The sequence below is a fragment of the Mycobacterium sp. RTGN5 genome (assembly GCF_033804465.1).
Classification (GTDB): Bacteria; Actinomycetota; Actinomycetes; order Mycobacteriales; family Mycobacteriaceae; genus Mycobacterium.
Genome location: NZ_JAPZLA010000001.1, coordinates 2,491,079 through 2,504,761 on the forward strand (window position 1 = coordinate 2,491,079; position 13,683 = coordinate 2,504,761).

The 13,683-nt window shown below is 66.5% G+C and carries 15 protein-coding genes and 1 pseudogene; 7 read left to right on the forward strand and 9 right to left on the reverse strand.

What is annotated here, in order from left to right; genetic code table 11:
- Positions 1–183 precede the first annotated feature (183 nt).
- The 6 genes from SLQ31_RS12190 to SLQ31_RS12215 form a co-directional block, all read right to left on the reverse strand.
- A complete protein-coding gene (locus tag SLQ31_RS12190) occupies positions 184–900 on the reverse strand; it encodes an ABC transporter permease (protein ID WP_413641972.1) in 717 nt (238 codons plus the stop codon).
- A gap of 59 nt (positions 901–959) precedes the next feature.
- Complete coding sequence (locus SLQ31_RS12195; RefSeq protein WP_413641816.1) at positions 960–1,931, reverse strand: aliphatic sulfonate ABC transporter substrate-binding protein; 972 nt, start codon at positions 1,929–1,931, stop codon at positions 960–962.
- Entirely contained in the window at positions 1,928–2,737 is an 810-nt protein-coding gene (locus SLQ31_RS12200) for an ABC transporter ATP-binding protein (RefSeq protein ID WP_319432584.1), read from the reverse strand. The genes SLQ31_RS12195 and SLQ31_RS12200 overlap by 4 nt, the downstream gene beginning before the upstream one ends.
- A gap of 60 nt (positions 2,738–2,797) precedes the next feature.
- Positions 2,798–3,712, reverse strand: coding sequence for an NAD(P)-dependent oxidoreductase (locus SLQ31_RS12205; protein ID WP_319432586.1), 915 nt, complete (start codon positions 3,710–3,712; stop codon positions 2,798–2,800).
- On the reverse strand, positions 3,709–4,089 hold the full coding sequence (locus tag SLQ31_RS12210) for a carboxymuconolactone decarboxylase family protein (RefSeq protein ID WP_319432588.1): 381 nt from the start codon (positions 4,087–4,089) through the stop codon (positions 3,709–3,711). Before SLQ31_RS12210 ends, SLQ31_RS12205 begins: the two co-directional genes overlap by 4 nt.
- A 63-nt stretch (positions 4,090–4,152) precedes the next feature.
- Positions 4,153–4,530 carry a nuclear transport factor 2 family protein gene (locus tag SLQ31_RS12215; RefSeq protein WP_319432590.1) on the reverse strand — a complete coding sequence of 126 codons (378 nt, stop codon included), beginning with the start codon at positions 4,528–4,530 and terminating at the stop codon, positions 4,153–4,155.
- Between the two features lie 96 nt (positions 4,531–4,626).
- Here SLQ31_RS12215 and SLQ31_RS12220 point away from each other — a divergent pair, with 96 nt between their 5' ends.
- Entirely contained in the window at positions 4,627–5,796 is a 1,170-nt protein-coding gene (locus SLQ31_RS12220; protein WP_319432592.1) for a cytochrome P450, read from the forward strand.
- A gap of 5 nt (positions 5,797–5,801) precedes the next feature.
- On the opposite strand, the gene SLQ31_RS12225 is transcribed toward SLQ31_RS12220, so the two are convergent.
- Together SLQ31_RS12225 and SLQ31_RS12230 are read right to left on the reverse strand one after the other, a co-directional pair.
- Entirely contained in the window at positions 5,802–6,185 is a 384-nt protein-coding gene (locus SLQ31_RS12225; protein ID WP_319432594.1) for an EthD domain-containing protein, read from the reverse strand.
- A gap of 62 nt (positions 6,186–6,247) precedes the next feature.
- Positions 6,248–7,969 (reverse strand): CocE/NonD family hydrolase, encoded by a 1,722-nt coding sequence (locus SLQ31_RS12230; RefSeq protein WP_319432596.1) that lies wholly within the window; start codon positions 7,967–7,969, stop codon positions 6,248–6,250.
- A 63-nt stretch (positions 7,970–8,032) separates the two neighbouring features.
- Here SLQ31_RS12230 and SLQ31_RS12235 point away from each other — a divergent pair, with 63 nt between their 5' ends.
- Positions 8,033–8,629, forward strand: a complete 597-nt coding sequence (locus SLQ31_RS12235; protein ID WP_319432598.1) for a TetR family transcriptional regulator — start codon at positions 8,033–8,035, stop codon at positions 8,627–8,629.
- A 90-nt stretch (positions 8,630–8,719) separates the two neighbouring features.
- Here SLQ31_RS12235 and SLQ31_RS12240 read toward each other — a convergent pair whose 3' ends face one another.
- Positions 8,720–9,310, reverse strand: coding sequence for a helix-turn-helix domain-containing protein (locus tag SLQ31_RS12240; protein ID WP_319432600.1), 591 nt, complete (start codon positions 9,308–9,310; stop codon positions 8,720–8,722).
- Between the two features lie 88 nt (positions 9,311–9,398).
- Here SLQ31_RS12240 and SLQ31_RS12245 point away from each other — a divergent pair, with 88 nt between their 5' ends.
- The 5 genes and pseudogenes from SLQ31_RS12245 to SLQ31_RS12265 all read left to right on the forward strand — a co-directional run bounded on the left by SLQ31_RS12245 (position 9,399) and on the right by SLQ31_RS12265 (position 13,667).
- Positions 9,399–9,920 (forward strand): DUF4242 domain-containing protein, encoded by a 522-nt coding sequence (locus SLQ31_RS12245; RefSeq protein WP_319432602.1) that lies wholly within the window; start codon positions 9,399–9,401, stop codon positions 9,918–9,920.
- Positions 9,917–10,966 carry an acyl-CoA dehydrogenase family protein gene (locus SLQ31_RS12250; protein ID WP_319432604.1) on the forward strand — a complete coding sequence of 350 codons (1,050 nt, stop codon included), beginning with the start codon at positions 9,917–9,919 and terminating at the stop codon, positions 10,964–10,966. Before SLQ31_RS12245 ends, SLQ31_RS12250 begins: the two co-directional genes overlap by 4 nt.
- An 80-nt stretch (positions 10,967–11,046) precedes the next feature.
- Positions 11,047–11,674 (forward strand): annotated as a pseudogene (locus SLQ31_RS12255) (ABC transporter ATP-binding protein).
- On the forward strand, positions 11,671–12,834 hold the full coding sequence (locus tag SLQ31_RS12260; RefSeq protein WP_319432606.1) for an ABC transporter substrate-binding protein: 1,164 nt from the start codon (positions 11,671–11,673) through the stop codon (positions 12,832–12,834). Before SLQ31_RS12255 ends, SLQ31_RS12260 begins: the two are co-directional and overlap by 4 nt.
- Positions 12,831–13,667, forward strand: a complete 837-nt coding sequence (locus SLQ31_RS12265) for an ABC transporter permease (protein ID WP_319432608.1) — start codon at positions 12,831–12,833, stop codon at positions 13,665–13,667. Before SLQ31_RS12260 ends, SLQ31_RS12265 begins: the two co-directional genes overlap by 4 nt.
- The last annotated feature ends 16 nt before the right edge of the window (positions 13,668–13,683 follow it).

Genomic DNA, 13,683 nt, shown 5'->3' on the forward strand with positions numbered 1-13,683 from the left:
GCCGGGAGCGTTGCCCATACTCAGTGTCTTGGTTCGCGGCACAACAGTAGGAGATCGTGATGACGGCATCGCGCAACTGGTTGAGTCGTCGCGTCCGGCACATGTTGGAAAGCCATGCCGAGAAGGCCACCGAGGGTCTGTGGCGTCCGGCCTGGCAGAGCGATTCGTCCGCGGTGCGTCCGATCAGTTGGTGGCGCGCGCTTTAACCACCCGGGCCTCCACGAGGCCTATCGCCGAGTCGGTGAGCTTTCCCAGCACGGCCAGAAGCAGAATCGCCAGAATCATCACGTCGGTGCGGCCGGTGTTCTGGCTGTCGATCAGCAGAAACCCCAACCCTTTCGACGATGCGATCAATTCGGCCGCGACCAGGAACAGCCACGCATTGGCCAGGCCCAACCGCAGACCGTTGATCAGCTCCGGTGCGGCGGCGGGCAGCGAGACAGTCGACAGAAGTGCTACCCCGCGCCGCCCGTACGCGCGGCCGACCTCGAGCAGGTGGGGATCGACGTGTGCGAGTGCGGACGCGGTGGTGGTATAGACCGGAAAGAATGCTCCGATCGCGACCAGTAGCACCTTGGGTTCCTCGCCGATGCCAAACCACAAGAGCAGCAACGGAACCCAGGCCAATGAAGGCACGGTACGAATCGCCCCGACCGTCGGGCCGAGAAGCCGGCGCGCCGTGACCGACAATCCGACCAGGGAGCCGAGCGCCAATCCGGCTGCCGCTCCGGACACGTAGCCGAGAAAGACGCGCCACAGACTGGCTTGGAAGTGCACCCAGAGTTGGCCGTTACCGATCAGCGCCACTGAGGATTTCGCAACGTCAACGGGAGCAGGCAACTGGCTGCTGGAGAACACCTGCGCGTCCACGACGAGTTGCCATGCTCCGACAAGTGCCAGGGGGACGATGATCCCGAGCAGCACGACCGGCGTGCGCCGCAGCGCGGCGGCGCGCGCCACTAATGGGCCCGTTGCTGGGCGAACTTCGGCTCGATGATGGTGTCGAGCGCCTTCTGACCGTCCTGCTGCGACTTGATGTCGTTGTCGCTGACCGCGAGCGGCAAGATCTTGGTCAAGACGGCAATCTGAGCAGCACCGGGGACAGGGTCGACCTGGAGGTCGGTGCGTGCCAATTCATCCTTGGCCACCTCCGGAGAAACCTTCGCCTCGCGGGCCAGCAGTGCGGCCAGATCGTCGGGGTGGCTCTTGGCCCACACCCGTGCCTGGTCGTAGGCGTCGACGACGGCCTGGACGGTTTCGGGCTTGTTGGCGATGACGTCCTCGCGGGCGTTGAGCACACCGAAGCTGTTGAATTCGGCGTTGCGGTAGAGAATCCGCGATCCCTGCTCCAGCACCGTCTGGGCGAGGAAGGGATCCAAGCCCGACCAGGCGTCGACATCGCCGCGCTCGAGCGCGGTCTTGCCGTCCGCGTGCTGAAGGTTGACGATCTCCACGTCGGTGGGGGACAGGCCTGCAGTGGCCAGTGATTGGAGGAGGAAGAAATAGGGGTCGGTGCCCTTGGTCACGGCGATCTTCTTGCCTTTGAGGTCGGCGACCGACGTGATCGGGGAATTCTTGGCGACGACCAGTGCGGTCCACTCCGGCTTGCTGTAGATGTCGACAATCTTGATCGGCGTGCCGTTGGCTCGTGCCACCAGCGCAGCCGCGCCCGCCGTGGAGCCCAGGTCGAGTGCGTTGGACCGCAGCCCTTCGTTGGCCTTGTTGCTGCCTGCCGACAACACCCAGTTGACCTGGTAGCCCTTCTTCTCCAGCAGCTGCTGGTCACGAACCACCAGACTCAGTGGGTTGTAATAGGCGTAGTCGAGGTGGACCTCCTTCGACGCCGTCGGGCCGCTGTTCGAGTGGCTGCACGCCGACGCGATTGCCATCACGCAACTCAATACGACCGTCGTGAGCCAGCGCCTGTTCATGTCAAAGCCTCCTGCTGATAAAGGGAATGGGTCGAGATGCCACCGCCCGGAACGCCGAGCTCTTCGAGTAGTCGGTGACGCAATGCGGTCAGGGCGGGGTCGGTACGATCCCGCGGTTTGGGCAGGGTGACGTCGACAGACACCGCAATGCCTGCGCCGGCACTGCCGTCGGATCGCAGCACCAGCACCCGGTCTGCCAGCACCAGGGCTTCCTCCACGTCATGGGTGACCAACAGGGCTGTTGCACCGGCCTCGTGCCGCACCCGGCCCAGCAGCTCCTGCATCTGGATGCGGGTCAGGGCATCCAGCGCCGCCAACGGTTCGTCGAGCAGGAGGACGCCGGGCCTGCGAGCCAGTGCCCGCGCCAGTCCGGCGCGTTGCGCCATTCCGCCGGAGACCTGGCGGGGCCGGTGATCTTCAAACCCTTGCAGCCCTACAACTTCCAGCCAATGCTGTACGGAGGCCCGGCCGTCGGCGCGGGGAGTGCCCTGCGGTAGACCGTACGCGACGTTTCCTGCCAAAGTGCGCCAGGGCAGTAGCCGCGGTTCCTGGAAGACAACCGCGCAACGGGAATCAAGTCCGCGCAACGGTTTTCCGCCGATTTCTATCGTTCCCCGGGTCGGCTGGTCCAGGCCGGCCACCAACCGCAACAACGTCGACTTGCCGCTACCGGACGCCCCGAGGAGCGCGATCATCTCACCCGGTGCGACGTCGATGGTGATGTCGTTCAGGACCGTGTGGGTTCCGAATGTTCGACCGACGCCCCGCAGCGCAACGGCTGCCGGCTGTCGCCGGGTTGAACTCACTGTCGCAGACTAGGGAGCCCGCATGCGCTCAACCAGGTTTACCCTAAACGTGATTCGAACTCAGCCAGGGTGGTTGTGCGGCCGCCCGTCCACGATGACCCCGGCGGCCAGTTCGATGGGTTTGATCGCCGAAGTGAAATCCGAGTCCGGGCCTTCGTCGCGCATGACCGTCTCCCAGATACGCGCCACTGCCGCGGCGACTTCCGTCGACAGGCCTAGCGCCTCGGCTTCGTCGAGATAAAGCCGGACATCCTTGACCATCAGGCCGGTGGCAAACCCGTAGTCGAAACTGCGCGGCAGAATCGACGTGGGAAACTTGTCCCGGCTGGCGTTGGTGGCCCCTGAACCGGCATTGATCACGTCGATCATCACCGATGGGTCCAAGCCGGCCTTGACACCCATCACCACCACCTCGCAGGTGGCGGCCAGTGCCGTGGCGGCCAGCAGGTTGTTCACCAGCTTCATCGTTTGGCCGGCACCGGATTTGGTGTCGACGAAGATCGGAGTGCCGAGCTGGGCCAGCACGGGCTCGACGAGGTCGTACTCGGCCCGTGGGCCTGAAACCATCAGCGCCAGAGTTCCTTTCGCCGCGCCGCCGACACCGCCGCTGACCGGGCTGTCGAGCATCGCGATCCCGCGTTCGGCGAGCGCCGCCTGGATCTGTTGTGCGGCCGTGCTGCCAACCGTGGACAGGTCGACGAAGCGTTTGATGCGTCGGCCCTCGATCACCCCGTCGGGACCGGTGGCGACGTCGCGGGAAGCCTGCACCGACGGCAGGCTCGCCAGCACGGTCTCGGTGCGGTCGGCGACCTCGCGCGGCGACGAGGCGGCCTGCGCACCCAGTTCGACGGCGGCGGCCACAACCTCCGGGCGGGTGTCGAAGACGACCAGCGGCCGACCCGTCTCGATCAGCCGGGCGGCCATGCGGAAGCCGATATTGCCCAAACCGATGAACCCGATGTCGGGGCGGCTCACTGGGCGTCGAGTTCGGCGAAGGCCTCTCGCGCGACCCGGAAGGCGTCCACCGCGGCGGGCGCGCCGGCGTAGATCGCCACCTGCAACAGCACCTCGCGGATCTCCTCGCGGGTGACGCCGTTGGTCAGCGCCCCCCGCACGTGGGTCTTCAGCTCGTGGGGGCGGTTGAGCACCGAGATCATCGCCAGGTTGAGCATGCTGCGGGTCTTGAGCGGCAGTTCGTCGCGGCCCCACACCGCACCCCAGCAGTACTCGGTGAGCAGATCCTGCAACGGCTTGCTGAAGCTGTCGGCCTGCCGTTCGGCGTTGGCCACGTACTCCTCGCCGAGCACCGCAGCGCGGATCTGTCGTCCCTTGTCGTATGTCGCCTGGTCCATGCGTTCATTGTGCGATTTCGGCGCGCAAACCGCCGCTAGGCGAACGAAAACGCGCCGAAATCGCTAGTAATTCTCGAACGCCTCCACCGAGCGCCAACTGGGCCAAGTGGTCTCCCAGATCCGGTGGATGAGTCCGTCGCGGTATGCGGCGATCACCACGATCTCGATGCGCGTCGGATCTTCTCCCGGCCGCTGGGTGGTGATCCAGATCCGGCCCGCCACCCGATCGGCGGTCTCCACCCAGGCCTCGTCGTCGTAGGAGATCGCGTAGCTGATTTCCGTCTCGTAGATACCCCGATGGCCGGCCGCGAACTCGGCGAAGTCCTGGCGCAGGCCATCGGAGTACATCACGAATTCGGGGTGGTAGTAGTGCTCGATCAGAGCAGCGTCCTTCTGAATCACCATGCGCTCGAACATCTCCCGAAACAGCGCGATCGCCATGCTGCAATCTTTCCATATCGGCCGCGCCGTGTTCACTGACTTGAGTCATTGACTTTCGGGTCGCGGACGTACTACAAAGACGAGCGAGGAGGGCCGATGACCACCGAGCAGGACCTCGACACGATTCCCCGATTGGACTTCGCCGACCTGCCGATGGCCGCCGACCGGGGGGTTGGCTGGGCGGCGCTGCGCGACGCCGGTCCGGTGATCGTGGGTGAGGGCTACTACACGCTCACCCGCCGTGACGATGTGCTGGAAGCATTACGCAACACCGAGGTCTACTCGTCGAAGGCGGCCTTCGACGGGCTGGGCAGTCCGCTGCCGATGGTCCCGATCGCCTTCGATCCGCCCGAGCACACCCGATTTCGGCGCATCCTGCATCCGTTCTTCAGCATGCAGACCCTCGGTGGGATGCTGCCGTCGTTGCAGCAGCAGGCGATCGACGTCATCGACGATATCGCCGCCAACGATGGCTGCGAAGTGGTGCAGGAGCTCGCGGTTCCGTATCCCTCGCAGGTTTTCCTCACGCTGTTCGGCCTGCCGCTGGAGGACCGTGACCGGTTGGTGGCGTGGAAGGACGCGATCATCGACATCGGGATGTTGGACTCTCTCGAGGATGCCGACCTCACGCCGGCGCTGGAGTTGGCCACCTACCTGACCGACGCGATCGCCGAACATCGCGGCAATCCCGGCGACGACATTCTGTCGGGGGTACTGACCGGGTCCGATCCGCTCGACGACGGTGAGGCTCTCGGGTTGGGCTACGTTTTCATCCTGGCTGGACTGGACACGGTGACCTCGGCCATCGGTTCGGCGCTGCTGATGCTGGCCCGCAGGCCCGATGTGCGGCGCCAGCTGTGCGCCGATCCCGGCCAGATCCCGGTGTTCGTCGAGGAGTTGCTGCGACTGGAGTCACCGGCACCGATGATCCCGCGCGTGACGACCCGGCCGGTCACGGTGGCCGGCGTGACGCTGCCCGCCGGCGCGAAGATCCGGCTGCCGCTTGCGGCGATCAACCGGGACGGCAGCGACGCCATCTCGGGCGACGACCTGGTGATGGACGGTAAGTTGCACCGGCACTGGGGATTCGGTGGTGGGCCCCATCGGTGCCTGGGCTCCCACCTGGCCCGCCTCGAGCTCAGGCTGGTCCTCACCGAGTGGCTACGCCGCATCCCCGATTTCGAGGTTGCTCCCGGGTTCGATCCAGTGGTCGAGTGGCCGGCGGCTTCACTTGCGCTGGTGAAACTGCCGCTGGTCTTCGGTTGAGGTGTCTACCCGGTGACAGGTCCGTAGGTCACTTCTACCTGTGTCGGCTGGCCCTCGGGTCCCATCGGTGAGTCGAACTCGACGACCGAACACACCGGGTTGGCATGTGAGGCGAAAAGCCTTGCCTCGTCTTCCTTGATCGACGCCAGCCGCTCGGGTGAGCGGATCAACTGCTGGGAGTGCTCGAAATCCGCGCGGGAGTTCCACCAGATCTCCATGATGCAGTCGAAGCCCGGGTCGATCACCTCGCCGGTGACCGGGTTGAGTTCTGGCACCAGGTAGCGCCGCACGTAGCGCACCGCGTTGGGGATGGACGGCGATCGCCCCATGTGTTCGGACAACCGCGAGTGCTGGTTCTCGTAGTAATCCATGAACTCCGCGGCGGTCATGTCGGGACGCTTCCGAAAAAAGCAGATCTGCTTGAACATGCGCCACCTCTCGAAACTCTGGTTCAGCTCAGAACGGGGAGCACCAGCCGCGACGCCGAGCGCACGGTGTTGATGCTGCTGGTGCCCACACTGGCATGCCGGAAGTTCATGATCGCAGGGGCGTCCGGATTTTGGTCGTCGCTGGTAATCGTGAGCCGAATGCGGTCGCCGACGGCGAAGCGGCGGGCGTTGGACACCAACGGGATCCGGTACTCGACATCTTCGCCGATCGGCACGGGCGCCGACATCCGACACCGCAGCACGGGCACCGCTGGTCGGCTCGCGACCTCGTCGACCTCGCGCAGACTCGCCCTGAGCCATCCGGCCGTCACCCCGCTGCTGGTGCCGTCGGCAGCGAGGTGCTCGAGCGTTGCCATCCATGCTGTGTCGGCCGCGGTGGCCGAGGCGACGAGACGCAGCTCGATATCGCCGACAACGTCGATCGGCTCGCTCAGCGGCGAGCTGGTCCAGGAGAGCAGCGCGGGCGGATCGATCGGGCTGGGCTTGGCGCGGTTCAGACCCGCGCCGAGGGTCAGGTATTCGCGCGCGCCCGGCGTGCCCTCGGCGGTGTCGAGCCTGCCGTCGGCGCACAATGCGAACTCCGTGAGAGACGCTGCAGCGGGCGGCCATTGGTCGGCCGTGTGCCAGCCGTCGGTCCCGGGTAGCACGTAGCGGATCGGCGGACCGTCCATGATGCCGGTGTCGTAGCCCTTGAGCCAGTGGTCGTACCACGCCAGTGCTTCGTGATGAAGGCTTTCCCATGGCCAGGTGAGGCCGAAGTCGCCAAGCAGTGCCATCCGTACATTCGGGTTGTCCGCCAACGCTTCCCATGCCGTGAAGGTCGACGGCAGGTGCAACGGTACGTTCTCCCAGTCGCAGCCCAGGTACACGGGGATGTCGATCTCGTTGAGGAGGGGCAACAGGTTTCGTGCCTCCCACCACTCGTCGCGCAGCGGATGCCGCACGACGGTATCCAGCCACAGGTCGTCCCACGGATGCGGGCTGTGTGGAAGCTTGAGGATTTGGCGCATCAGCGTCAGCGCGGATTCGCCGTTCATGGTCGCGAACTTGCGGTGCAGCTTCGGGGTATTCAGGATGCGCCGCGCCACAGCGATCGCCGGGTTGCGTCGCCAGAACGCGTCGCTGCGGTCTGACGTGAGACCCATCATCGACAGGAACGGTGTCAGGAACGACGTGCTCGTCAGGCCGTGATGTGATGCGGCGTCGTAGAGGTCGGCGGTGACCGCGACCGGAAAGATCGCCTTGAGATGCGGTGGTCGCTCGACGGCGGCCTCCAACTGTGTCATCGCGAAGTAACTGATGCCGATCATCCCCACGTTGCCGTCGCACCACGGCTGTGCGGCCGCCCACTCGACGAGGTCGAACATGTCTTGGCGCTCTTGGGGGTCGAAGAACCCGAACGTGCCACCGGAGCCGCCCGTGCCGCGAACGTTCGCGATCACGTGGACGTATCCACGCGGCACCCAGAAGTCGGTGGCACCCGCCTCGATGAAGCCTGCTGGAGCGCCGAGGTCCTGCATCTGACGGGGGTAGGGCGACGCGGCGATCAACGCCGGATACTTGCCGTCCGCATCGGGGCGGTGCACGTCGGTCAGCAGGGTGACGCCGTCGCGCATCGCCACGGGAGAGTTGTCGTCGCGTCGAATCGTGAACTGGGGCCTGCTGAGGTTCCGGTACGCACGACCGGTGGTCTGCGGTCCGTTGAGGGAGCGTTCGGTCGTCATGAATTTCACGCTACGTTGAAACTAGTCTCAACGCAACGGGAGACTTTTGGTAGGCTCGTCCTCGTGCCCAAGAACACGCCTCCGGGACCCCGCGACGAAAAAGGCGTCCTGTCTGCGCGGATTCTCGACGCGGCTCGCGATGAGTTCGCGCGGAACGGGTCGGCGGGCACCACGATCAGGGCGGTCGCTCGCGCGGCCGACGTGGACCCGGCGCTGGTCTATCACTACTTCCGCTCCAAGGACGGTCTGCTCGACGCGGCGACGAACCCGCCGCAGCGATGGCTCGAGAACGTGGCGAAAACCTGGACGACGCCAGTTCCGGAGCTGGGGAGCGCGCTGGTGCGGCTGATGCTGAACGCCTGGGCCGACGACGAGATCGGCCCGATCTTGCGGGCGGTGCTGCAGACCGCCGCTCACGAGGCGACCACCCGCGAAAAGCTGCGCAGAATCGTCGAGGGCCAGCTGATGGGGGCGTCGCAGCTGGGCGCCGACGAGAGCGACCGCATGAAGCGCAGCGGCCTGATCTCATCTCAGATCATGGGGCTGGCGATGATGCGCTACATCTGGAAAATCGAACCCGTTGCGTCGCTGAGCGAGGACGAGATCGTCGCAGCCATCGCACCGAACCTGCAGCGCTACATCGACGGCGACCTCGGCTAGCGCTTCACGCCACGCCGAGCGTGGGGGTTGTCGGTGAGGACGTTGCGACTTTTCGACGATAAGGCCCACGGTCGGCGGAGCGGCGGGTATTCAGGACAGCTCGGTGGCGATCCGCTCGGCGGCCCAGGCCCGCGCCTGCGTGATGGGGTCGGTGGTTCGCGAAATCTTGGACCCCACCAGCGCGCCGTCGTAGAGCAGCTGGATCTGCCGGGCCAGGTTATCGGGGTCCACCACGCCGGCATCGGCAAGCAGGCTCCCGACGATCTCCAGAAGCCAGCGACGGTGGGCGGCCACCGGCTCGAGTTCGACCCCGGGGAACTCGGTGGCGGCGTTGGCGTAGAGACAGCCTCGGAAGTCCCGCGCCGTCGCCGCAAGGGCGGCCAGGTCGAAGAACAGCAGGACCTTGTCGACCGCGTCGGCCTTCTCGGCGGCCGCCTGCAGCCAGCGGTTGCGATCAGCCTGATCCAAATCGTTCAGGTAGGCCAGCACCAGGGCGTCTTTTGAGCCGTAGGTACTGTAGAGACTGGCCTTGGCCACCCCGGCTTCACGCAGAATCTGATCGATGCCGACGGCCCGAATACCCTGTAAGGCAAAGAGTTTCGCGGCAGTACGCAGCAGCCGGTCAGCAGGCCGGGAGGCGGCCTCCGGCTGGGCCGCGGATGGCTGCGCGGTCGACGTCATAGAGGCAGGGTAACGCATCGGGGGCAGTAGACAGACCGGTCTGTTCGTGCAACCGTCGGTGGACCGAGCCGACGACGAAAGAGCCACCGTGTCCCTCTATCTCTATGAGATCGCCCCCGCCAGTGCCGACGCCAACCAGGTGCTCAAGGAGGTCGACGCCCTGATTCAACGCCTCGGTGGCGACCTGATCGAAGCGCAGGTGACTGCCGCCCACCGGATCTTCACCGTCGCGGAGTTCACCGCAGGGGACGCGCCGAGCCTGGATCCGGCCGCGCTGGGCGGCGCCGAAGTCACCGGCCCTCACCAGGTCCGGTTGGTGGGCGCCGCACTCGAGGATCTGAAAGCCGCCCGGCCCGCGGCGGGCTACCTCGTCGAGTGGGACCTTCCGGCCGAGCTCGACATGGATTCCTACCTGGCCCGCAAGAAGGCCAACGCGCCGCGCTACGCCGACGTGCCCGAAGTCAGCTTCTTGCGCACCTACGTCCGCGAGGACATGGACAAATGCCTGTGCTTCTACGACGCACCGGACGAAGCCGCGGTGCGGCGCGCCCGCGACGCCGTGTCCACCCCGATCGACCGGCTGCACCGGCTCGACGAGGACCGGAGATGACGACGACGTTCACTGAAAACCGCTCCGCGACACTGGCTTCAGCTGTCGACGCCGTGGCGGCACGGGCGGCCACGTTGGACGAGCATGGCGCCGATGTGCGCCCCGACCTCGCCGGCCTCGGCGCCGCCGGCCTGTTCGACGCCGCGCTGTCGGGCAGTGGTCTACCCGAGATCGTCGGGCTCATCGACGATATCGCCACCGAGAGCCTCACGGTCGCGTTCAGCACCTGGGCCCATGTCATGGCGCTGACGTACCTGAACCACGGTTCGCCACAACTCCGCGAGGGACACCTCGAGGCGTTGCGCACCGGCTCCCGCATCGGCGTCACCGCCATGGCCACCGGGCTCAAGCAGGTGGCGGGCCTCGGCCAGGTGCCGGTGGTCGCGAGCCGACGCGGGGAGGGCCTGACGCTCACCGGCCCAATCCGCTGGGCGTCCAACCTGTTCGACGATGCGGTGATCGTGCTTCCGGCTCGCGACGACGCCGGCACCAGTTACGTGGTCGCGATCGACGCCGCCGCACCGGGTGTCACCGTCAACCCGCCGCCGGCACTGATGGCGCTGAACGCGACGGTTTCGAGCTCCCTGCGGCTCGAGGACGTGGCGGTGACCCCGGAGCAGATCATCAGCACCGACCTCGCCGGGTTCGTCGCCGGTATCCGGCCCGCATTCCTGTTGGCGCAGACGGCCTTCTGTGTCGGTGTCACCCGGGCGGCAGTGGCGGGTGCGGCGCGTGCCGAGGGTGTGCTGGCCGACCCATTCACCGACGAGGTCACCGCACTCGACGAGCGCACCCGCGCCCTGCGCGGCCGGCTCTACAAATTCGCCCGCGACCCGTCGGGGGCGAGCATCGCGGACCTGATCCGGCTACGCCTCGAGGCGGCCGGTACGGCGTTGGCCGCGACCCGGCTCGAATCCACCCTCGTCGGTGGTGCCGGCTACGCACGAGGCAACAGTGCCAATCGTCGGTTCAGGGAAGCGGCTTTCCTGCCCGTTCAATCACCTTCGGAAGGACAACTGCGGTGGGAACTGAGTCGGTACGAATAAGTGCAGGCGCCAAGCGGTTTGGCTCGGCCACCGCGCTGCGCGATATCGACCTGAGCATCGAAGCCGGCGAATTCCTGGCGGTGCTCGGGCGCAGTGGCAGCGGAAAGTCCACGCTGCTGCGGGTGCTCGCCGGGCTGGACACACTCTCGGCCGGTGAGATCGCCTGGTCGGGCGCCGAGGGCCGCCCGCGAACCGGGGTCGTCTTTTCAACAACCCCTGCTCATGCCGTGGCTCACGGTGGCCGAAAATGTAGCCTTCGCACGGCGATTCGGTGCCCACCGTGCTGCGTTCGACAACGACCACGCCGCCCAGCTGATGCAGCGATTCGGCATCGACTCACTGGCCGCCCGGTATCCCGATCAACTTTCCGGAGGTCAGGCTCAGCGGGTGGCCATCCTGCGTGCCGTCGCCACCAACCCGGTGTTGCTGTTGCTCGATGAACCGTTCAGTGCGCTCGATCCCGCCACCAAGAGCGACCTGCAGCGCTGGCTTGCCGATCTGGCTGCCGCCCTGACGATTACCGTCGTGCTCGTCACCCACGATGTCGATGAGGCGCTCGGGCTGGCCGGCCGGGTGGTGCTGCTCGGCGCCGACGGCGCTCTGCATGGTCAATGGCAACTCGGCGGCACACCGACCGCCGAGGGCACAGCCTCGCTGCGCCGCGAGATCCTGGACCACTACCAACAGACCGCCGGTTCGGTCCGGTGAGCGATCTGACCCGGCGCCGGCTGCTGACCGGAGCGGCTGGATTGGCCGCCGCCGGTGGCTTGCTCGGCATCGCTGATCTGACTCGCAGCGCAACCACCAACGCCGCCAACGTCAGTGGGCAATTACGGATCGGGTACCTGCCGATCACCGACGCCGCACCATTGCTCATCGCCCACAGCGCGACGCTGTATCCGGCCGGGGTGGTCAGCTCCGCCAAGCCGACGCTGTTCCGCAGCTGGGCATCGCTGGCCGAGGCGTTCATCAGCCGTCAGGTCGACGTCGTGCACCTGTTGATGCCGATGGCGGTGCAACTGCGCTACGGGCTGGGCGGGGGAGTGCGGGTGCTGGGCTGGAACCACACCAACGGCTCGGCACTGACCGTCGCGCCGGACATCCACGACCTGTCCGATCTGGCCGGTGCACAGGTCGGCATCCCCGGCTGGTGGTCCATCCACAACATCGTGCTGCAGCAGCTGCTGCGGGCTCATGGACTACGACCGGTGGTGCGCCGCAGCGCATCTCGCGCCGACCGCACCGTCGAGCTCGTCGTGATGAGCCCGTCGGACATGGTGCCGGCACTGGCCAACCGGTCGATCGCCGGATACGTCGTCGCCGATCCGTTCAACGCCATGGCACAGATCAAGAAGATCGGCCGCATCCACACGTTCCTGGGCGACGTGTGGCGCGATCACGCCTGCTGCGTACTGATCACTCGCGACGACGTCATCGCCTCGCGTCCGGCCGCGGTGCAGGCGGTCACCGACGCCGTCGTCGCGGCACAACTGAAGATCAACGGCGACCGCAAGGCGGCCGCGGCTGCACTGGCCGGCCGCTACCTGCCGCAGCCACTGCCTGCGGTGCAGACGGCGCTGACCTACCCCACAGCGCCGTATCCGTTCGCGCATCCGCAGTGGCAGCCGCAGCATATTGGCTTCCAGCCCTTTCCTTTTCCCAGCTTCACGCAGCGGCTACTGGAGGCGATGGGTGACACCGTCGTCGACGGCGACCGGCGCTTCCTGGATCGAATCGATCCCGCGCATGTTCATGCTGAGTTGATCGATGACCAGTTCGTGCGCCAGTCCCTGTTCTCCCACGGCGGACCCGCCGCCTTCGGGCTGCCCACCGATCTCACCCGAATCGAAGAGGTGCAACCGCTATGACGACCACCCAGGCAGAACCGGCCGACGCTCTCATCGGCAGCGACGTCCCCATCACCAACTCCGCCCGCGCGTCCGTGTGGGGTCGGCTATGGCCACCGGTGATCGCCATCGCCATTGCGGTCGGCCTGTGGTGGCTGGCCACCTCGGTGCTGTGCGACCCGACATCGCTGCTACGCCAGACCGCACCGCAGAAGGCGCTCCCCGCGGTCGGTGAGCTCCTCAGTCGCGGGGTGCTGTTGTCCGACACCGGATACAGCCTCTACCGGCTGCTGGTCGGGCTGCTCGTCGCCGCGGTCATCGGCATCCCGGCCGGGCTGCTGATCGGCCTGAACACCACGGTCGAGCGCGCCGCCACCCCGCTGGTGCAATTCCTGCGGATGATCTCGCCACTGTCGTGGACGCCGATCGCCTTGGCGGTCTTCGGAATCGGCAACCAGCCGGTGATCTTCCTGATCGCGGCCGCCGCGGTGTGGCCGATCCTGCTCAATACCGTCGCGGGTGTGCACGCCATCGAACCGGGCTATCTGCACGTCGCCCGCTCCTTCCACGCCACCCGCACCGAAGTGCTCACCGCGGTCGTCCTGCCGGCCGTCCGCGGGCATATCCAGACGGGTCTGCGGCTGGCGCTGGGCATCGCCTGGGTTGTCCTGGTGCCCGCGGAAATGCTCGGAGTTCGTTCCGGCTTGGGCTATCAGATCCTCAACGCCCGCGATCAACTGGCGTATGACCAGGTGGTGGCCGTCGTTCTGGTGATCGGCGTTGTCGGCTACCTGCTCGACCTCGTGGCCCGCCTCGCACTGGGCGGCCGGACAGGGCGCAACCTGGACGGATAGCTCCGTGGCGGGCGTC

Excerpts from the sequence above, each read along its gene's own strand:
- SLQ31_RS12195 (WP_413641816.1), bottom strand. The coding sequence starts at position 1,931 with ATGAACAGGCGCTGGCTCACGACGGTCGTATTGAGTTGCGTGATGGCA.
- SLQ31_RS12210 (WP_319432588.1), bottom strand. The coding sequence starts at position 4,089 with ATGGACCAGGCGACATACGACAAGGGACGACAGATCCGCGCTGCGGTG.
- SLQ31_RS12215 (WP_319432590.1), bottom strand. The coding sequence starts at position 4,530 with ATGGCGATCGCGCTGTTTCGGGAGATGTTCGAGCGCATGGTGATTCAG.
- SLQ31_RS12220 (WP_319432592.1), top strand. The coding sequence starts at position 4,627 with ATGACCACCGAGCAGGACCTCGACACGATTCCCCGATTGGACTTCGCC.
- SLQ31_RS12225 (WP_319432594.1), bottom strand. The coding sequence starts at position 6,185 with ATGACCGCCGCGGAGTTCATGGATTACTACGAGAACCAGCACTCGCGG.
- SLQ31_RS12230 (WP_319432596.1), bottom strand. The coding sequence starts at position 7,969 with ATGACGACCGAACGCTCCCTCAACGGACCGCAGACCACCGGTCGTGCG.
- SLQ31_RS12240 (WP_319432600.1), bottom strand. The coding sequence starts at position 9,310 with ATGACGTCGACCGCGCAGCCATCCGCGGCCCAGCCGGAGGCCGCCTCC.
- SLQ31_RS12250 (WP_319432604.1), top strand. The coding sequence starts at position 9,917 with ATGACGACGACGTTCACTGAAAACCGCTCCGCGACACTGGCTTCAGCT.
- SLQ31_RS12265 (WP_319432608.1), top strand. The coding sequence starts at position 12,831 with ATGACGACCACCCAGGCAGAACCGGCCGACGCTCTCATCGGCAGCGAC.